This is a genomic window from Plantactinospora sp. KLBMP9567, from assembly GCF_033446045.1.
In the GTDB taxonomy this organism is placed as follows: domain Bacteria; phylum Actinomycetota; class Actinomycetes; order Mycobacteriales; family Micromonosporaceae; genus Plantactinospora.
In genome coordinates, this window is the sequence record NZ_JAWQRR010000018.1 from 112,023 (window position 1) to 131,175 (window position 19,153).

Sequence of the window (19,153 nt, forward strand, 5' to 3'; positions counted from 1 at the left end):
CCCTCACCGGCGCCCTGGGCCGTGCTATCCGCCGCCGGGGCTGACCAGGCCGGTCTCGTAGGCGACGACGACGGCTTGGACGCGGTCGCGGAGCCCGAGTTTGCCGAGGATGCGAGCGACGTGGGTCTTGACGGTCGCCTCGGAGAGGTGGAGGCGGGCGGCGAGTTCGGCGTTGCTCAGGCCCTGCGCCAGCAGCCGCAGCACCTCGAGTTCGCGTGGGGTCAGCGTGGACAGGTCGCGGTGCGGTGCGGCGGGATCGGCGCTGCGACTGGCGAACCGCTCGACGAGCCGCCGGGTGATGGTGGGGGCCAGCAGCGCGTCGCCGGACCGGACCATCCGGACGGCGGCGACCAGATGTTCGGGTGTGACGTCCTTGAGCAGGAAGCCGCTGGCGCCGGCGGACAGCGCCGCGTAGACATAGTGGTCGAGGTCGAAGGTGGTCAGGATGATCACGCGTGGATCGCCGGTGCCACCGGTGAGGATGCGCCGGGTGGCTTCCAGCCCGTCCATCTCCGGCATCCGGACATCCATCAGGACGACGTCCGGCAGGGTACGCCGGACCGCGTCGACGGCCTCGGCACCGTTGGTCACCTCGGCGACCACGTCGATGCCGTCGGCGGTCAGGATCATCCGGAAGCCGGTACGGACCAGCGCCTGGTCGTCCGCGACGACGACGCGCAGCCGCGCGGTCATGGTGCCTCCAGCGGGATTCGTGCGGTGACCCGGTAGCCCCCGCGCAGGCGTGGCCCGGCGCGCAGGGTCCCGCCGTAGACCGCCAACCGCTCACGCAGGCCGATCAGGCCGTGCCCGTTGCCGGTGCCGGCCGCGACGCCGGGGGTGCCGCCGGTGTCGGTGGCCTCGACCCGGAGCTGCTCGGTGCCGTACTCCACCAGGACTGTCGCGCTCGCCCCGGTGGCGTGCTTGACCGTGTTGGTCAGCGCCTCCTGGACCACCCGGTAGGCGGTCAGCTCGATTCCCGGCAGCAGCGGACGGGGTTGGCCGGACACGGTCAGCTCGACCGGTGTCCCGGCATCGCGCACCCGCTGCACCAGTGCTTCCAGCCGGTCGAGGCCCGGCTGTGGGGTCAGGCCGCCCGTGCCGGCCGGGTCCCCGCCGTCGCTGTCCATGGTGAGCAGCCCCATGACGTGGCGCAGTTCGGCCATCGCGGCCCGACCGCCGGCCTCGACGGAGAGCAGCGCGTCGTGGGCCTGGTCGGGGCTGGTCCGCATGACCTTGCGGGCCGCTCCGGCCTGGATGACCATGACGCTCACGTTGTGGGTCACCACGTCGTGCAGTTCCCGGGCGATGCGGGCGCGTTCGTGCTCGGCGGCGCGACGCAGCGCCTCGGCCTGCTCGTGTTCGAGTCTGGACAGCCGGGCACGGTCCTCGTCGGCCCGCCGTTTCCACCGGCGCAGGCCATTGGCCGCGAGGACGATCGGGATGAGAATCAGGAACGGGACGGCGTTGTCCGGGACGGTGGGCACCGCCGATTCCCGGATCTGGGTGTAGAGGAACGCCGCCACGGGCAGGCTCGCCAGCGCCGGCACCCGGTACGGGCTGTACACGGCGGCCGTGTAGGCGGCGATGACGCAGGCGTAGAAGGAAACCCGCAGCGCGGCGTTGTAGTCGCTGGCCAGCGGGGCCGTGACGAGGACGGTCCAGAGCACCGCGAGCGGATAGCGGCGGCGGAGCACCAACGGCAGCACCACCACGACGAGCATGACGACCGTCGAGCCGATCTCGTAGTCCTCGATCGGCAGGAACGGGTCCGGCATCGGCGGGACCGGGCCCCGGGGCGGATCCGGCTCCAGCGGCGGGATCGGCTCGGCCAGGTCCTGGTTGTCGAAGCTGACCGCGGGTGCACGGTGTTCCCGGTCCTGGCTGTCACCCTCCCGGATCGCGGCGAGCAGGAGGCCCAGCGCCACGATCACGTCGAACGCCCGGCCGCGCCACGAGAGCGTCGGCAGCGGACCCGACGGCTGCAGCAGCAGCCTCAGCCAGGCCCACAGCCGGCCGGCCGTCGCCCCCTTCATCACCTGGTCATTCTTGCCCACCGTTGCCGGCTCGCGACATCCGCCGAGCTAACCACCCGGGCTACCTCGATGGACTACGCCGCAGGGATGACCCGGACCCGTCTCATCCCGGGGCGGTACCGGATTTGACTCCGGTGGCCGACGCCCGCGGTCCCGGTGCGGACCTAGCTTCGAGCGGCCAGAGCCGCACGAGTCAGAAGGAGATCCGCCATGACCGCACCGGTGATCGAGTTGCACGACGTGAGCCGCAGGTACGACGAGGGGCCACCGGCGCTGGACGCCGTGTCGCTGCGGATCGCCGCCGGGGAATCGGTCGCGGTCCTGGGGCCGTCGGGCAGCGGCAAGTCCACGCTGCTGAACCTGGTCGCCGGGCTGGACCGGCCGAGCGGCGGCACGGTGACCGTGGCCGGTGTCCGCGTCGACGAGTTGGGTGAGGCCGGCTCCGCCCGGTACCGGCGGGCGAAGATCGGCATGGTGTTCCAGTTCTTCAACCTCCTCGACGACCTGACCGTCGTCGACAACGTCATGCTGCCGGCGCAGTTGGCCGGGACGGCCCGTGGCACCGCCCGGCGGCGCGCCATGGAACTGCTCGGCATGCTCGGCGTCGACCGGCACGCCGCCGCCTACCCGGGGCGGCTCTCCGGCGGTGAGCGACAGCGCGTCGCGGTGGCCAGAGCCCTGGTCAACCGACCGGCGCTGCTGCTCGCCGACGAACCGACCGGTGCGCTGGACACCGCCTCCGGCGAGGAGGTCCGGCGCCTACTGGGCGACCTGCACGCCGAGGGCCAGACCATCGTCCTGGTCACCCACGACCTGGCCCTGGCGCAGTCGTGCGCGACCCGGACCGTCCGGCTCGTCGACGGCCGGGTCGCCGCCGACAGCACGATGGAGCCGGTCCGATGAGTGCGCTGGGCGGGGTGGTCCGGTCCGGCGTGGGGCGTCGCCGGGTGCAGACGGTGGTGGTCGGGCTGGTGGTGATGATCGCGGTGACCGCCGCCGTACTCGGCGGGTCGCTGATGGTGGCCTCCACGGCTCCCTTCGAGCGGGCGTTCGCCCAGCAGAACGGCGCGCACCTGACCGTACAGTTCGACGGAGCCAGGGCCGCGGCGGCGCAACTGTCGGCGTCCGCGCGAGCCGCCGGGGTCGCGGCGGCGGCCGGCCCGTTCCCGACCGCGACGATCACCCCGGCCAACGATCACGGCGGGCCGGAGCGGCCGATCACGGTGGTCGGGCGGGCCGGTGCGGGTGGACCGGTCGACGCCGTGACGGTGACCGAGGGGCGGTGGGCGACCGCCCCCGGCGAGATCGTGCTGCACGCCGACCATCGGCTCCCGATGAGCCTCCAGCCGCAGGTGGGTGACGCGCTGACGCTGACGAGCCCGGCCGGCGGTCCGATCCTGACGGTGGTCGGCGTGGCCCGGTCGGTCAGCGAGACCGCCGGTGGCTGGGTGGCCCCGGAGCAGGTCGCGGCGCTGACCGCTCCGGGGGCGACCGCCGGGTACCAGATGCTCTACCGGCTGACCGCGAGCGACACCGCCGGCCAGATCGACTCGGGTCGCGCCGCGATCGAGGCGAGCGTGCCCACAGGGGCGTTCACCGGAGCACGGTCCTGGCTCACCACCAGGACCAACAGCGCCGGCAGCACGCTGCTGTTCGTGCCGTTCCTCATCGCGTTCGGGGTGCTGGGCGTACTCATGGCGGTCCTGATCATCGGCAACGTCATCGCCGGGGCGGTCAGCACCGGAACACACCGGATCGGCGTCCTCAAGGCCCTCGGCTTCACCCCGCACCAGGTGGTCCGGGCGTACACGGCGCAGACGCTGATCCCCGCCGTGGTCGGCGCCGTGCTCGGCGTCGTGGCCGGCAACCTGCTGGTCGTCCCGGTCCTGGCGCAGACCAACGAGGTCTACGGCACCACGGACACCGGCGTCACCCCGTGGGTCAACCTCCTGGTGCTGGCCGGGGCGCTGGCCCTGGTCACCGCGACCGCCTGGGCGGCGGCGTCCCGGGCCGGGCGGCTGCGCACCGTCGAGGTGCTCGCCGTCGGCCGCACCCCCGGCCCGGGCCGGGGGCAGTGGGCCGCCCGGCTGGCCGCCCGACTTCCGCTGCCCCGACCGGCGACCCTGGGGCTGGCCCAGCCGTTCGCCCGGGTGCTCCGGACGGCCACCATCGTCGCGGCGATCGCGTTCGGGGCTGCGGCCGCGACCTTCGCGGTAGGGCTGGGCGCCTCGTTGAACGAGGTCCAGGCCACGGAGAGCCATGGCGACGTCGTCATCCACCCGGGCCGCGCGATCTCCGGGCCGCCACCCGGGGGCGCCCCGCCGGGGCCACCGAGAGTCGCTCTGGGGCCGCCGCCGTCACCGGACCCCGTGGTGGTGGTCGCGGCTATCACCGCACAGCCCGGGACCGGCCGGTACAGCGGCGTCGCACACACCGAGGTGACCACGCCGGGCCTCACCAGTGCGCTGAGCGTCCTCGCCTTCACCGGCGACGGCCACGCCGACAGCTACCAGATGATCTCCGGTAGCTGGTTCGGCCAACCCGGCGAGATCGTGGTTTCCCGACCGTTCCTGACCGCCACCGACACCCGGGTCGGCGACAGCATCGTCCTGACCGACCGTGGCAGGCGGATCGACGCCCGGATCGTCGGCGAGGTCTTCAACATCGAGTCCCGAGGCATGCAGGTGCTCACCGCCGCCGCGACACTCGCGGCCAGCCAACCGGACCTGCGGCCCCAGGAATACCACATCACCCTCACTCCCGGCACCGACCCGGCCGGGTACGTCAAGGCGCTGAACGCCGCGCTGGCGTCGGTGGAAGCCACCGCGGAGGTCGTCGAGCAGGAGGCGGACGAGATCCTTCTGATCATCAACACGCTGACCGGCCTGCTCACCCTGATGCTGGTCACCGTGGCCGCGCTGGGCGTACTCAACATGGTCGTGCTGGAGACCCGGGAACGCGTGCACGATCTCGGGGTGCACAAGGCCCTGGGGATGACCCCGCGGCAGATCATCATGATGGTCGTCGCCTCGGTCGTCGTCACGGGGCTGATCGGCGGCGCCGTCGGCGTACCCGTCGGCGTTGTCATGCAGCGGATGATCGTGGCCGAGATGGGCCATGCCGCAGGGTTCAACCTGCCCGCCTCGGTCATCGACATCTACCACCCCGCCGAGCTGGTGCTCTTCGGCCTCGGCGGCCTGCTCATCGCCGTGCTCGGCGCACTGCTGCCCGCCGGCTGGGCCGCCCGCACCCGCACCGCCACCGCACTGCGCACCGAATAGCCCGGACCTGCGCCGGGCAGACCAGAACCTTCACCCGGACAGACCGAACCCGCGCCCGGACAGCCCCGCGGCTTCACCCGGCACGGCAGGGAGGTCCGGTCCGCCTGCCGGGGCGCCGTCCGCGCCGTGACCGCGCGGCGCACCCCGGCAGGCGCGTCGCATCCGTCCGGTGGACGTGGCGGGCGACAACCCGGTGGCGTCAGCCGGGCACCGGCCCGGTCGAGTCGCGGATCACCAGCGCGTGTCCGGTCGGCCGGCGCCGTGGTCGCTTCGAGCGCGGCTTGAGGGCCAGCTCCAGGGCCATCCGGCCCATGTCGGTCATCGGCAGCCGGACGGTGGTGAGACCGGGCGCCAGGTCCGCGGCCACCGAGACGTCGTTGAAACCGACCACCGAGACCTGGTCCGGTACGCCGACCCGGTGCGCCCGCAGCGTCGAGAGCACCCCGATCGCCATCGAGTCGTTCAGCGCCACGATCGCGGTCGTGTCGGGATGCTCCCGCAGGATCCGTTCGGCCGCGATCCGGCCCCCGTCCCGGGTGAAGTCGGTGTGCACGATCGGCAGCTCGTCGAGGGTCAGCCCGTGCCGGCGCAGCGCGGCCGCCACTCCGGCGAGCCGGTCGATGACGGTGGTGAGTCCACCGGTCGCGGCGGCGACCGCGATCCGGCGGTGGCCCAGCGCCAGCAGGTGCTCGCCGAGGGCACGCCCACCGGCCTCGTTGTCGGGCAGCACCGCGTCCACCCCGAGGGGATGCCGGCCGATCACCGCGACCCGCCCGCCCAGGGTCTGGTACGCCGCCAGTTCGCGCCGCGCCTCGGCCTGGACCCGTGGGTCGTCGTAGCCCGAGCCGGCGATCACGACGATGCCGACCCGCTGGGCGATGAGGTGCCGCAACTGCCGCAGCTCGTGCTCGGGGTCGCGGCCGGAGTGGCAGATCTGCACCAGCAGGCCCTGTTCGTCGGCGACCTGGATGACCCCGCCGGCTATCTCGGAGAAGTACGGGTCGTCGACCTGGTGCACGACGAGTCCGACGGTCGAGCTGACGCCGCCGGCCAGGGTCCGGGCGTACGGGTTGGCCACGTACCCGAGTTCCCGGGAGACCTGCCGGACCCGGTCGGCGACCGCTGGGCTGACGCCGTCCCGGCCGGCGAGCGCCCGGGAGGCGGTCGCCAGCGACACGCCGGCCCGTTCGGCGACGTCGACGAGGCGCAGCCGCCCGCCAGGCTTCGGCATCGGTAACTCCCGGGAAACATCAACGACCGTAGCGGTAACTATTGCAAGTGACGCAGGCCACAGCCTATGGTACGAAAGCGCTTCCGTAAGCGCTTTCGTTACCTCTGCGAAGGAGCGTCAGGAATGACATCCCGAGCGACACGCGGACGATGGGCAACGGCCGTCGGCGCGGCGGTGGCACTTCTGCTGGCGGGCTGTGGCGACGACGGCGGGTCGGGTTCCTCCGACGATCCGATCCTGGTCGGGATCTCGCTCCCGCTGACCGGGGACTTCTCCGAGCCCGGCAAGGGTGTGCAACGCGGCTACGAGGCCTGGGCCAAGATCACCAACGACAAGGGTGGCCTGCTCGGCCGGCAGGTCGAGCTGAAGATTCTCGACGACCAGTCCAACGCCGACCGGGTGGTGGCCGACTACGAGCAGTTGATCGGCCAGGACAACGTGGACATCGTGGTGGGTCCCTTCTCGACCCGCCTCGTCGTCCCGGCCGCCCGGGTGGCGCAGGAGTACGGCATGCTCTTCGTGGAGCCGGCCGGCGCGGCGAAGGAGGTCTTCACGCAGGGCTTCAAGAACCTGTTCTACGCGGCACCGGCGGTCGCCGACGACCACTACAACCACCTCGCCGAATACCTGCTCGCCCTGCCGCCCGGCCAGCGACCGACCACCGTCGCGTATGCCGCCATGGACGACCCGTTCGCACAGGGCACCGCGTACGGGCTGAAGGCGAAGCTGGAGGCGGGCGGGGTGCGTACCGTCGTGGACGAGGTGTACCCGCCGAACACCACCGACTTCGGCACCATCGCCGCCAAGATCGCGGCCTCGAAGGCGGACATGGTGGTGGGCGGCTCGCAGTACCAGGACGGCGTGAACCTCATCGTCGCCCTGCAACAGCTCAACTACCAGCCCAAGCTGGCGGCCTTCTCGACCGCACCGACGAGCCCCGAGTTCGCCGCCGCGATCGGCAACAAGACCGAAGGCATCCTGGCGCCGACCGGCTACACCCAGAAGGCGCCGTACCCGAGCAACGTCGAGTTCGTGCAGAAGTACACGGAGCAGTTCGGCTCACCGCCGGAGGAGGACGAGGCGAACGCGTACACCACCGGCCAGGTGGTGGCCGCCGCCGTCAGCGCGGTCGGCTGCGCCGAGCAGGGGGAGTGCCAGCAGAAGCTGGTCGACTGGATCCGCGGCAACAAGGTGGAGACCGTCGTCGGGCCGCTCACCTGGGACGCCACCGGCAAGCCGCAGGGCGCGCACATGATCCAGCAGTGGGTCGGCGGGCAGATCCAGATCGTCCTGCCCACCGAGGCGAAGGAAGTCGACATCGTCTACCCGAAGCCGGCCTGGTGAGGTAGCGGATGCCGTCCGGCGCCCTGCTCTTCCAGAGCGTCATCCTGGGCCTGCTGCTGGGTGGGCTGTACGCCCTCCTGGCAGCCGGCCTGACGCTCTACTTCGGCATCATGCGGGTGGTGATGATCGCCCACTCGGCGTTCCTCATCCTCGCCGCCTACCTCGCCTGGTGGTCGCACGCCAGGCTGGGCGTCGACCCGCTGCTGTCGATGGTCGTCACGGTCCCGCTCTTCTTCGGTCTCGGCGTGCTGCTCCAGCGGCTGCTGCTGGCCCGGCTGCGTCCGGTGACCCTGACGATGATGTCGGTGCTGCTCACCTTCGCGATCGCCGTGCTGGTCGAAGGGCTGCTCGGCTACGCCTTCACCGGCACCCAGCGACGGATCCAGCTCGGCTACGGCTCGGCGAGCCTCGGGCTCTTCGGCGCCCGGATCGCGGTGGTCAAGCTGATCGCGTTCGGGCTCGCCGCCGTCGCGCTGCTCGCGCTGTACCTGCTGCTCAAGCGGACCAGGTTCGGCTGGGCGCTGCGGGCGACGATCCAGCACTCCGACGCCGCCCGGCTGATCGGGATCGACACCGACCGGATCGCCGGCTTCGGCTTCGGCGTCGGGCTCGCCACCGCCGCCGTCGGCGGTACCGCGCTGGCCCTGGACACCACCATCTACCCGTCGCTGCACTGGCACTGGATCGGTCCACTGATGGCGATCATCGTGGTCGGCGGGCTGGGCAGCGTCCCGGGGGCGGCGATCGCCGCGATGCTGCTCGGGCTGATGCAGAGCCTGTTGCAGATCCCGCTCGGCACCACCTGGGCCCAGACCGTCTTCTATCTCGCGCTCTTCGCGACGCTGGCGTTCCGCCCGCAGGGATTCTTCGGAGGTCGGCTTGCCCAGCGCTTCTGACCTTCCCACGACGGCCACGGCGCCGGAGGCCGGACCGGCCGGGCCGACACCCGGAAACCGGGCGGTGGGGCGGACGGCCGGGCTGCTCCGGTTGGCCGCGATCCTGGCCGTCGCCGCCGCCGTGCTCTCGTTTCCGTCCTGGGCGCCGAACCCGTACATCCTCTCGGCCGGCGTCGTCGTGCTGAACTACGCGGTGCTGTCGACGTCGTGGAACTTCGTCGGCGGGTTCACCGGGTACATCTCGCTCGGGCACGGCGCGCTGGCCGGGCTCGGCGGCTACGCCACCGGCCTGTTCGTGGTCCGGGCCGGACTGCCGAGCTTCGTCGCGCTCGCCGCGGCGGCGCTGCTGGTGGCGGCGTTCGCGGTCCCGGTCGGGTACGCCGCGCTGCGGGTGCGCGGGGCGTCGTTCGTGATCGTGTCGATCGCGCTGGTGCTGATCCTGCTGCTGGTCTTCCAGAGCTGGGCGTCGTTCACCGGCGGGTCGCGCGGGCTGGTCGTGCCGCGCCCGTTCCCGGGACTGCTCCGGCCCGAGCACCACCGGGTCTTCTTCTATCTCTTCGCCGCCCTGCTCGCGGTCGCGCTGCTGGTCTGGTGGCTGGTCGACCGGTCCCGCTTCGGGCTCGGCCTCAAGGCGATCCGGGAGGACGAGGACAAGGCAGAGTCGCTGGGTACCCCGACCTTCGGGTACAAGCTGGTGGTCTTCGTGGTGTCGGCCGGCTTCACCGGCCTGGCCGGCGGCCTCTACGCGCTCTGGTTCGGCGACCTCGACCCGGTCTTCCAGTTCTCCATCCTGACCGGCTCCTACCTGGTGCTGATGGCGCTGCTCGGCGGGGTACGCCAGCTCTTCGGCCCGCTGGTCGGCGCGCTCGTCGTCGGGATCGGACTGGAGTACTTCAAGGTGGAGTTCGGCAACACCCCGCTGCATCTGGTCGCCACCGGCCTGTTGCTGGCCCTGGTGGTGATGTTCATGCCGGACGGGGTGCTGCCGGCGGTGGGCGCCCTGCTCGACCGGTTCCTGCGGCCGGCGCAGAGTTCGATCCGCGAGGTGACTGCGGCCGAGTTGCGCGACCGGGACGCCACCCGACCAGACGGTGGCCCGGCGGTCGACCCACCGGCCGGAGTTCCCGTCGGCGCCCCCGACGGACGGTCGGCGGAGGAGCGGTCGTGACCGGGCAGCCGAGCGGGCCCACCGGCCCGGCGAGGACCGGGACGGGCAGCCCGGCGAGGACCGGGACGGGCAGCCCGGCGACGGGTGGCACGGGCAGCCTGGCGACGACGGGGCTGACCAAGGCGTTCGGCGGGGTGACCGCGCTGGACACGGCCACCGTGACGTTCCGGCACGGGCAGGTCAACGCGCTGATCGGGCCGAACGGCTCCGGCAAGACGACCTTCTTCAACTGCGTCACCGGGATGATCCGGGCGGACAGCGGGCGGACGTCGTACCGGGGCGCGGACATCACCCGGCGGAGCCCGCACGCGATAGCCCGGGCCGGCATCGGGCGTACCTTCCAGCTCTGCCGGGTCTTCCCCCGGATGTCGGCCCTGGACAACGTCCTCGCGGCGGCCCGACCCGACGGGTTCTGGAGCCAGTTGCGGGGCGCCCGGCGCCGCGCCGAGCTGGACCGGGCCCGGGGCTGGCTGACCCGGCTCGGCATCGAGCACCTGGCCGACGTCGAGGCCCGGAACATGTCCTGGGGGCAGCAGAAGCTGCTGGAACTCGCCGGGGTGCTGATGAGCGGTCCGGAGACCGTGCTGCTGGACGAGCCGGCCGGCGGGGTCAACCCGGCTCTGCTGGACCGGATCGGCGCCCTGGTGCGCGAGCTCAACGCCGAGGGGAGGACCTTCGTGATCGTCGAGCACAACATGGACCTGGTGATGAGCATCAGCGACCACGTCGTGGTGTTCGACCGGGGACGGCCGATCGCCGAGGGGCCGCCGTCGGTGATCCGCTCGGACGAGCGGGTGCTGGGGGCGTACCTTGGCGTCTGAGATCGAACTCGTCGACGTCCAGGCCGGGTACGGCCGGGCGGCCCCGGTGCTGCGCGGGCTCTCCGTCTCGGTCGAGCCCGGCACCGTCGTCTGCCTCGTCGGTCCCAACGGTGCCGGCAAGTCGACGGTGCTCAAGGTGGCCAGCGGGCTGCTCAAGCCACGGTCCGGCCGGATCCTCGTCGGCGGGGTCGACGTGACCGGCCACGGGCCGCAGCGGATGCTCGCCGCCGGGGTGGCGCACGTGCTCCAGGGGCACAGCGTCTTCCGGGAGATGACGGTGGCCGAGAACGTGCTGCTCGGCGGCTACACCCTGCGGGACTCCTCGCTGCTGGCGCGGCGGGCCGACTTCGTCCGGGACCTCTTCCCGGTGGTCGGGCAGCGCTGGGACACCCTCGCCGGGCTGCTCTCCGGCGGGCAGCAGAAACAGGTCGAGTTCGCCCGGTCGCTGATGGTCGAACCCCGGGTGGTGCTGCTCGACGAGCCGTCGATGGGGCTGGACCCGAAGGCGACCAGCACGGTCTTCGAGCAGGTCGTCCGGATGCGCGACGCCGGCACGGCGGTGCTACTGGTCGAGCAGAACGCCCGGCGGGCACTGGAGACGGCCGACCTCGGCTGTGTGCTCGACCTCGGTCGGGTGCACATCTCCGGGCCGGCGGCCGAGCTGCTGGCCGACCCGCAGCTCGGCGACCTCTATCTCGGCGGCCGGCCGGGCGAGACGCCACCCGCCGCCGGCACGGCGGCCCGGATCTCCACCGAGCAGGCGGGTGACGACGGCACCAGCGGGCACACCGGTTAGTGCCGCGCCGGGCCGACCCGCCCGGTGCCACCTCGCCGCGACGCACAGAGAGGTGTACGCGATGCCGAGACCGAGACCGAGACTGCGATCCGCCGTCCTCGCCACCACCGCCGCCGCCCTGGCCGGGCTGCTGGCGACGACCGGTACGGCGACACCGGCCCAGGGGCACGGCGACCGCCACCGCGCCGTCCATCCCGAACTGCGGCACCGGCTGGTCGCGTACTACGACTTCGACCACCCGCTGCGCGGCGACCCCGACCGGGAACGCGACCTGGGCCGCTCCGGCAGCACCCTCGACCTGGTCAACGGGGGTGCCGCGATGCGGGTGCCGGACCGGGCGCACCGGGGTAGCGGCCGGGCGGTGCAGACCCGGCAGGTCGATCCGGCGGTGGCCGGCAACGACGACTGGAAGGCCGGCGTCTACGCACCGACCGGGCTGCCCAGCCTGCACGCCTTCAACGGCGCGGCCGGGGCGAGCGTGCTCGGCTGGTTCAAGATGCTCGGCGACGGGCCGGCGCCCAACTCCAACACCGCCGCCCCCGGCGACCGGTTCAACGCGATCGGCCTGGCCGGGGTACTCACCGGCGACTCCGACGGGCATGCCGTGCGGGCGCTGCTCGAACTCATCACCGTCGACGGTGAACTGCGGCTGGTCGCCCTCGGCCGGCGGCTGGACGGCGGCGAGTCGCAGACCTTCGCGGCGGCCGGGGACTGGCGGACCCTGCTGCCGGTCGGTGAGTGGGTGTTCCTCGCCGCCACCTTCGACTTCACCGACGGCAGCATGGCTCTCTACCGCAACGGCCGGCCGCTGGACGGCTTCTACACCCGGACCGACGACCCGTGGCAGGTCGCCGGGCCGGGCCGGCACCGCGCCACCGCCACCGATCCCCGGGGCATCAAGATCGGCGGCAGTTTCCCGCAGGACACCCGGGAGCAGAACCCCTGCGACTGCCGGATGGACTCGCTGATGTTCCTCGACCGGGTCGTCCCGGCCCGCCAGGTCGAGAAGCAGTACCGCCACGTGACCGGAGGACGTTGACCCCCACCCGCCCCAGTCCCGTCCCGAGAACGGAGTGACCCGCGTGCGTACTCCCACCCGTCGCCTCCGCAGACCCCTCGCCACCGCCTCGCTCAGCGCCGCAGCCCTCGTACTCTCCACTCTGGTCGGGGCAGCGCCGGCCCGAGCCGCCGACGCGGTCTACGACCCCGTACCGGAACAGCAGATCCAGTCGCGGCTCGGGCTGGTGCTCACCGAGTACGCGGCGTACCCGAAGTCGGAGCCGACCCCGGCACCCACCGACCCGCGCCTGATGCGACAGGCGCGGATCAACACCATCATGGAGCTGCCGGACGGATCGGGCCGGCGGGCGGTACCCGACCTGAACGGCAGCCTCTATCTCGTGCAGGACGGCGTGCCGCACGTCTACCTGGACGTGGCCGGCACCTTCGCGCCGCGCTTCTTCTCCGGCCAGGGGCTCGGCCAGGGCTTCGGATACGTCGCATTCCACCCTGACTTCGGCCGCAACGGCAGGTTCTACACCGTGCACACCGAGTCGGCCCCGCTAACCCCGGTGTTGCCGGACTACAGCCAGCCCAACACCGGCTACCACGGCATCATCACCGAGTGGACCGCCACCGACCCGGCCGCCGACACCTTCGCCGGCAGCCGCCGAGAGGTGCTGCGGATCGGATTCGGCGGCCGGGTGCACGGCATCCAGGAGATCAACTTCGACCCGACCGCCCGGCGGGGTGACGCCGACTACGGGCTGCTCTACATCGCGGCCGGCGACGGCGGCGTCGGGGTGCGCAACACCGACCCGCAGAACATGGCGATGCCGCACGGCAAGCTGCTCCGGATCGACCCGGCCGGCAGCAACGCCCCGAACGGGCGGTACGGCATCCCGCCGTCGAACCCGTTCGTCGGCCAGGCCGGCGCGCTCGGTGAGATCTACGCGGTCGGGATGCGTGACCCGCACCGGTTCAGTTGGGACCGGGAGACCGGCAGGATGTATCTCGGGCACATCGGCGAACACGCCATCGAGGCGATCTACGAGGTGCGGGCCGGCGACAACTTCGGCTGGAGCGAGCGTGAGGGCGCGTTCGTCTTCGACAAGACGTCGACGGAGCCGTGTGACCGGATCTTTCCGCTGCCCCCGGACGACGCCACCTATGGCTACACGTACCCGGTCGCCGCGTACGACCACGAACCCGCGCCGGGCTGGAACTGCACCTCGGACATCGGCGTCGCGGTGGCCGGCGGCTTCGTCTACCGGGGCCGGGACGTGCCGGCGCTGCGCGGCAAGTACGTCTTCGGCGACCTCGTCGACGGCCGGGTGCTCTACACCGAGGTCGACCAGATGCGGCGGGGCCGGGACCTGGCGCCGATCCACCGGCTGGCCCTCTTCGACGCGGCCGGCACTCCGGTGCGGATGCAGGATCTCTCCGGTCCCGGTGCGCCCGGCGACCCCAACCGGGTGGACCTGCGGTTCGGCACCGACGCCCAGGGTGAGTTGTACGTCCTGGCCAAGGCGAACGGGAAGATCTGGAAGGTCACCGGCACCCGGGAGTACGCCGGTGGACGGGTCGGCACCACGAAGGTCCGGGACACCATGCGTCCGAGCAACTGGCGCCCGGTCACCCCGGCGAACTGGCGGTTCACCGGCAGCCAGGTGATCCTCGCCGAGGCCGGTACGCAGCGTCCCGGCCCGCGCCGCCCGTTCGAGTACGCCGTGCTGACCGCCGGGCCCGAACTCGGCGCGGTGGAGATCAACGCAGAGGTACGGCTCGACACGCCGGTGGAGGAGACCAACCGGGACGTGATCATCGTGTTCGGCTGGAAGTCCGACACCGAGTTCTACTACGCGCACCTCTCGACCGACAACACCATCTATCCGCACAACGGCATCTTCAAGGTCGACAACGCCGACCGGGAACGGATCGACTACCAGTGGAACGGCCGGTCCGAAGGAGCGGCACCCGCGATCACCGACGACCGCTGGCACCGGGTCCGCCTGGTCCACCAGCCGGCGACCGGTGAGATCGCGGTCTACCTCGACCGTTCCCGGGACCCGTTGATGACCGCCGCCGACACCACCTTCGGCGCCGGCCGGGTCGGCTTCGGCTCGTTCGACAACATCGGCCGGATGCGCGACCTGACCGTCCGGGGCACACCCGCCTGACCCGTGCCCGCAGCGGGCTCCCTCCTGCCGTCGCCCGGTGGTGGTGGGAGGGGCCCGCGTCCGCCGGGGTGGGCGACCGGAGCGGTGGTGTGAGCGCTCACCGAACTGTGGAGTGGAGGTCGGCCCAGGGTTGACAGGCAATTTCGACCTATCTATGTTAACGCTCATCCATGCCACCTACCGCTTCGGCGCAGCGGGCGGCTACCGGGCCGACCGGTAACGGACGGAGGAACGATGTCCCGATCCCGCCCGACCCGCGCGCTCGCGGGCGCCCTGGTGCTGGCCGGCGTGCTCGGCACGGTCCCGGCCGCCGCCACGGCCGCCACGACCGACTACACCGTCGAAGTGGACGCCGCCGGCACCGGCCCGGCGATCGCCGACACCATGTACGGGGTCTTCTTCGAGGACATCAACCGGGCCGCCGACGGCGGACTCTACGCCGAACTCGTGCAGAACCGCTCCTTCGAGTACGACCCGGCGGACAACGCCGGGTACACCGGGATGACGGCCTGGGCCCCGACCGCGCCGGACGGGGTCCGGGGCACCGTCGGGGTGGTCGACGACGCCGGGCGGCTGGGCGAGCGCAACCGTCGTTACCTGCGGCTCGACCTGCCGGCCGGCGGGCAGGGCTACGGCGTGGTCAACGCCGGCTACAACTCCGGCATCCGCCTCGACCGCCAGCGCTACTACGACTTCTCGCTCTGGGCCCGCACCGGCACCGCCGCCGGCACCCCGCTGACCGTCCGGCTCACCGATCCGGCCGGTGCCGACCTCGCCGCGCCGCTGCGGATCGTGGTCCGCGGCGACGGCTGGACGAAGTACACCGGTACCTTCCGGGCGACCGCGACCAGCAGCACCGGCCGGCTGGCGGTGACCGGCACCGGCGGCGGCACCGTACACCTCGACATGGTCTCGCTCTTTCCCCGGGACACCTTCAAGAACCGGCCGAACGGGATGCGCCGGGACCTGGCGGAGAAGGTCGCCGCGCTGCGGCCGGGCTTCCTGCGCTTCCCTGGCGGCTGCCTGGTCAACACCGGCAGCCACTACGGCTACACCGCGCCGGACTACGAACGGCGGCGCTCCTACCAGTGGAAGGACACCGTCGGGCCGGTGGAGGAGCGGGCCACCAACGCCAACTTCTGGGGCTACAACCAGTCCTACGGCCTCGGCTACTACGAGTACTTCCAGTTCGCCGAGGACATCGGCACGATGCCGCTGCCGGTGGTGCCGGCGCTGGTCACCGGCTGCGGGCAGAACCAGGCCACCGACGATCCCGAGCTGCTGCGCCGGCACGTCCAGGACACCCTGGACCTGATCGAGTTCGCCAACGGCCCGGCGACCTCGCCGTGGGGCGGCCTGCGGGCCCGGATGGGCCACCCGGCGCCGTTCGGGCTGACCCATCTCGGGGTGGGCAACGAGGAGAACCTGCCGGACGAGTTCTTCACCCGGTTCCAGCAGTTCCGGTCGGCGATCGAGGCCGCGTACCCGGAGATCACCGTGATCAGCAACTCCGGGCCGGACGACGCGGGCGGCACCTTCGACCGGCTCTGGCAGCTCAACCGGGATGCCGGGGTCGAGATGGTCGACGAGCACTACTACAACAGCCCCGAGTGGTTCCTCCAGCACAACGACCGGTACGACTCCTACGACCGGGCCGGGCCGAAGGTCTTCCTCGGCGAGTACGCCTCGCAGGACAACCGGTTCTACAACGCGCTCGCCGAGGCGGCGTACATGACCGGGCTGGAGCGCAACGCCGACGTGGTGAGACTGGCGTCGTACGCGCCGCTGCTGGCCAACGAGGACTACGTGCAGTGGCGGCCCGACCTGATCTGGTTCAACAACTCCACCTCCTGGCCGTCGGCGAGCTACCAGGTGCAGAAGCTGTTCATGACCAACGTCGGCGACGAGGTGGTGCCGAGCCGCGCCTCCGGGACGCCGAGCACCACGGTACCGATCACCGGTGCGGTCGGGCTCTCCACCTGGGCCACCAGCGCGGCGTACGACGACGTCACGGTCACCTCGGCCGACGGCGCCACCCTGCTCCGGGACGACTTCTCCGGCGGTGCCGGGCAGTGGACCCACGCCACCGGGCGGGGCTCGTGGTCCGTGGTGGACGGCGCGTACCTGCAGTCCGACGCGGTCGCCGAGGACACCATGGTGACCGCCGGTGACCCGGGCTGGCGCGACTACGACCTGCGGGTCACCGCCACCAAGCGGTCCGGCCGGGAGGGCTTCCTCGTCGTGTTCGGAGTGCGGGACACCGGCAACTTCTACTGGTGGAACGTCGGCGGCTGGAACAACACCCAGACGGCGGTGGAGAAGGCCAGCGGCGGCGGCAAGCAGACGATGATCGCCAAGCCCGGAAGCGTCGAGACCGGCCGCGCCTACGACCTGCGGATCTCGGTACGGAACCGGACCGTGACCCTGTATCTGGACGGGCAGGAGTGGGGCAGCTTCACCGACGACCGGGCCGTCGAGCCGTTCCGTCAGGTGGTGACCCGGGACCGGGCCACCGGCGAACTGGTGCTGAAGGTGGTCAACGCGCAGGCGTCCGAGGCGGCGACCCGGATCGACCTCGGCGACCGGGTGCGGGTCGGCTCGACCGCCCGGGTGACGACCCTGGCCGGCGGGCCGGACGACGTCAACACCGCCTCGTTCACCCCCATCCAGCCCCGCGAGTCCCGGCTGACCGGCGTCCGGAACACCTTCTCGTACACCTTCCCGGCGTACTCGGTGACGTTCATCCGGATCGGTGCGACCGCGGGTCCGGCCGCACCGTCGAGAGGCGGAGACGGAGTCGTGGAGAGGACGGCGCGGTGAGTACTGACGGAGTCAGCCGGCGCGGGCTGCTGCACGCCGCCGGGAGCGGGCTGGTCGTCGCCGGAGCGGCCGGTGCGCTGCCGCTGGCGTCCGGCGCGGCAGCCTGGGCGGCGCCGGACACCGCCCCGGCACCGGACACCGACCGCCGGGCCGAGCCGGCCGGCACCGGCCTGACCACCCGGAATCCGCTGGTCGCCCAGCGCGCCGACCCGTTCGTCACCCGACCGGTCCGCGGCATGTACTACCTGACCGGCTCGGTGCCGGAGTACGACCGGATCGTGGTACGCGGCGCGCCGACGCTGGACGGCCTGGCCAGCGCGCGGGAGCGTACCGTCTGGCGGCGCCCGGCCACCGGCCGGATGGGCGGCTACATCTGGGCGCCGGAGCTGCACCACATCGACGGGCGGTGGTACATCTACTTCGCCGCCGGAGACTCCGACGACCCGTTCCGGATCCGGACCTACGTGCTGGAGTCCGCCGAGCCCGATCCCCGCACGGCGGCCGGCTGGGTGCTGCGCGGCCAGCTCAGCACCGCCTGGGACACCTTCACCCTGGACGCCACCACCTTCGCGCACCGCGGCGTCCGCTACCTGCTCTGGGCGCAGGGCGAGCCGGGCATCGCCACCAACAGCAATCTCTACATCGCCGCGATGGCCTCCCCGCTGGCGATCCAGGGCGACCCGGTGCGGATCGCCGTGCCGACGCTCTCCTGGGAGGTGCAGGGTTTCCGGGTCAACGAGGGGCCGGCGGTGCTGATCCGCAACGGCCGGGTCTTCGTCACCTTCTCGGCCAGCGCGACCGACGCCCGCTACTGCATGGGGCTGCTCACGGCCGACGAGAACGCCGACCTGCTCGACGCCCGCTCCTGGACCAAGTCGGCGCAGCCGGTCTTCGCCACCAACGAGAACACCCGCCGGTACGGCCCGGGGCACAACTCGTTCACCGTCGCCGAGGACGGCGAGACGGACGTGCTCGTCTACCACGCCCGGGACTACCGCGACATCACCGGCGACCCGCTCTTCGATCCCAACCGGCACACCCGGGTGCAGCGGCTGTACTGGAACACCGACGGCACACCCGGCTTCGGCGTACCGGTCGGGGACGGCGGGCCGGTGCTCCGGTTCTCCCCACTGGACGCGCCGGAGGCGTACGTCCGGCACTTCGGCTATCTGCTCCGGGTCGAGGGCGGGGTGCGGGAGGTCGCCGACACGCAGTTCCGGCTGGTGCCGGGGTTCACCGGTCCGGGCCGGGTGGCGGTGCAGTCGGTCAACTTCCCCGACCGGTACGCCCGGCTCGACGGCACCGTGCTGCGCGTCGACCCGTACGAGGACACCGACGCGTACGCCGTGGCGGCGAGCTTCGTCCAGGTGCGCGGGCTCGCCGACCGGCGGGCGGTGTCGCTGCGGCTGGCCGACGACGCCGACACCTACGTCACGCACGACGGCAACGGACGGCTGACCGTCGGCCGTCCCGGGAACCGCCGCGCCGACCGGGAACGGGCCACCTTCCGGATCAGTTGACCGCAGGCGGCGGTTCCGCGTCCGCATCGGGTCGGGGTGCGGGGACCCGGGTACCCCGGCCGGC

14 protein-coding genes are annotated in these 19,153 nt (G+C 72.2%); 11 read left to right on the forward strand and 3 right to left on the reverse strand.

What is annotated here, in order from left to right; translation table 11 throughout:
* Positions 1-24: 24 nt before the first annotated feature.
* Both R6Y94_RS13705 and R6Y94_RS13710 read right to left on the reverse strand, forming a co-directional pair.
* Entirely contained in the window at positions 25-693 is a 669-nt protein-coding gene (locus tag R6Y94_RS13705; RefSeq protein ID WP_318396203.1) for a response regulator transcription factor, read from the reverse strand.
* Complete coding sequence (locus R6Y94_RS13710) at positions 690-2,033, reverse strand: sensor histidine kinase (protein ID WP_318396204.1); 1,344 nt, start codon at positions 2,031-2,033, stop codon at positions 690-692. Before R6Y94_RS13710 ends, R6Y94_RS13705 begins: the two co-directional genes overlap by 4 nt.
* Positions 2,034-2,243: 210 nt before the next feature.
* Here R6Y94_RS13710 and R6Y94_RS13715 point away from each other — a divergent pair, with 210 nt between their 5' ends.
* A complete protein-coding gene (locus R6Y94_RS13715; protein WP_318396205.1) occupies positions 2,244-2,936 on the forward strand; it encodes an ABC transporter ATP-binding protein in 693 nt (230 codons plus the stop codon).
* The gene (locus tag R6Y94_RS13720) at positions 2,933-5,314 is read left to right on the forward strand and encodes an FtsX-like permease family protein (protein ID WP_318396206.1); all 2,382 of its coding nucleotides are present in this window, start codon (positions 2,933-2,935) and stop codon (positions 5,312-5,314) included. Before R6Y94_RS13715 ends, R6Y94_RS13720 begins: the two co-directional genes overlap by 4 nt.
* Before the next feature lie 199 nt (positions 5,315-5,513).
* On the opposite strand, the gene R6Y94_RS13725 is transcribed toward R6Y94_RS13720, so the two are convergent.
* A complete protein-coding gene (locus R6Y94_RS13725; RefSeq protein ID WP_318396207.1) occupies positions 5,514-6,545 on the reverse strand; it encodes a LacI family DNA-binding transcriptional regulator in 1,032 nt (343 codons plus the stop codon).
* A 123-nt stretch (positions 6,546-6,668) separates the two neighbouring features.
* On the opposite strand from R6Y94_RS13725, the gene R6Y94_RS13730 reads away from it, so the two are divergent.
* The 9 genes from R6Y94_RS13730 (at position 6,669) to R6Y94_RS13770 (ending at position 19,089) form a co-directional block, all read left to right on the forward strand.
* Positions 6,669-7,889 carry an amino acid ABC transporter substrate-binding protein gene (locus R6Y94_RS13730; RefSeq protein WP_318396208.1) on the forward strand — a complete coding sequence of 407 codons (1,221 nt, stop codon included), beginning with the start codon at positions 6,669-6,671 and terminating at the stop codon, positions 7,887-7,889.
* Between the two features lie 8 nt (positions 7,890-7,897).
* Positions 7,898-8,785 carry a branched-chain amino acid ABC transporter permease gene (locus R6Y94_RS13735; protein ID WP_318396209.1) on the forward strand — a complete coding sequence of 296 codons (888 nt, stop codon included), beginning with the start codon at positions 7,898-7,900 and terminating at the stop codon, positions 8,783-8,785.
* Entirely contained in the window at positions 8,769-9,953 is a 1,185-nt protein-coding gene (locus tag R6Y94_RS13740; RefSeq protein WP_318396210.1) for a branched-chain amino acid ABC transporter permease, read from the forward strand. The genes R6Y94_RS13735 and R6Y94_RS13740 overlap by 17 nt, the downstream gene beginning before the upstream one ends.
* Positions 9,950-10,774 (forward strand): ABC transporter ATP-binding protein, encoded by an 825-nt coding sequence (locus tag R6Y94_RS13745; RefSeq protein WP_318396211.1) that lies wholly within the window; start codon positions 9,950-9,952, stop codon positions 10,772-10,774. The genes R6Y94_RS13740 and R6Y94_RS13745 overlap by 4 nt, the downstream gene beginning before the upstream one ends.
* Positions 10,764-11,570: an ABC transporter ATP-binding protein gene (locus R6Y94_RS13750; RefSeq protein WP_318396212.1), complete on the forward strand. Its 807-nt coding sequence runs from the start codon at positions 10,764-10,766 to the stop codon at positions 11,568-11,570. Before R6Y94_RS13745 ends, R6Y94_RS13750 begins: the two co-directional genes overlap by 11 nt.
* Positions 11,571-11,631: 61 nt before the next feature.
* Positions 11,632-12,609: a hypothetical protein gene (locus R6Y94_RS13755; protein ID WP_318396213.1), complete on the forward strand. Its 978-nt coding sequence runs from the start codon at positions 11,632-11,634 to the stop codon at positions 12,607-12,609.
* 43 nt (positions 12,610-12,652) lie between these two features.
* Positions 12,653-14,749 (forward strand): PQQ-dependent sugar dehydrogenase, encoded by a 2,097-nt coding sequence (locus R6Y94_RS13760; protein WP_318396214.1) that lies wholly within the window; start codon positions 12,653-12,655, stop codon positions 14,747-14,749.
* A gap of 234 nt (positions 14,750-14,983) precedes the next feature.
* On the forward strand, positions 14,984-17,569 hold the full coding sequence (locus tag R6Y94_RS13765) for an alpha-L-arabinofuranosidase C-terminal domain-containing protein (protein ID WP_318396215.1): 2,586 nt from the start codon (positions 14,984-14,986) through the stop codon (positions 17,567-17,569).
* Positions 17,566-19,089, forward strand: a complete 1,524-nt coding sequence (locus R6Y94_RS13770) for a family 43 glycosylhydrolase (protein ID WP_318396216.1) — start codon at positions 17,566-17,568, stop codon at positions 19,087-19,089. Before R6Y94_RS13765 ends, R6Y94_RS13770 begins: the two co-directional genes overlap by 4 nt.
* The last annotated feature ends 64 nt before the right edge of the window (positions 19,090-19,153 follow it).

Coding starts and splice junctions, on each gene's coding strand:
- R6Y94_RS13765 (WP_318396215.1), top strand. CDS start 14,984: ATGTCCCGATCCCGCCCGACCCGCGCGCTCGCGGGCGCCCTGGTGCTG.
- R6Y94_RS13725 (WP_318396207.1), bottom strand. CDS start 6,545: ATGCCGAAGCCTGGCGGGCGGCTGCGCCTCGTCGACGTCGCCGAACGG.
- R6Y94_RS13735 (WP_318396209.1), top strand. CDS start 7,898: ATGCCGTCCGGCGCCCTGCTCTTCCAGAGCGTCATCCTGGGCCTGCTG.
- R6Y94_RS13705 (WP_318396203.1), bottom strand. CDS start 693: ATGACCGCGCGGCTGCGCGTCGTCGTCGCGGACGACCAGGCGCTGGTC.
- R6Y94_RS13730 (WP_318396208.1), top strand. CDS start 6,669: ATGACATCCCGAGCGACACGCGGACGATGGGCAACGGCCGTCGGCGCG.
- R6Y94_RS13710 (WP_318396204.1), bottom strand. CDS start 2,033: ATGAAGGGGGCGACGGCCGGCCGGCTGTGGGCCTGGCTGAGGCTGCTG.
- R6Y94_RS13715 (WP_318396205.1), top strand. CDS start 2,244: ATGACCGCACCGGTGATCGAGTTGCACGACGTGAGCCGCAGGTACGAC.
- R6Y94_RS13755 (WP_318396213.1), top strand. CDS start 11,632: ATGCCGAGACCGAGACCGAGACTGCGATCCGCCGTCCTCGCCACCACC.
- R6Y94_RS13720 (WP_318396206.1), top strand. CDS start 2,933: ATGAGTGCGCTGGGCGGGGTGGTCCGGTCCGGCGTGGGGCGTCGCCGG.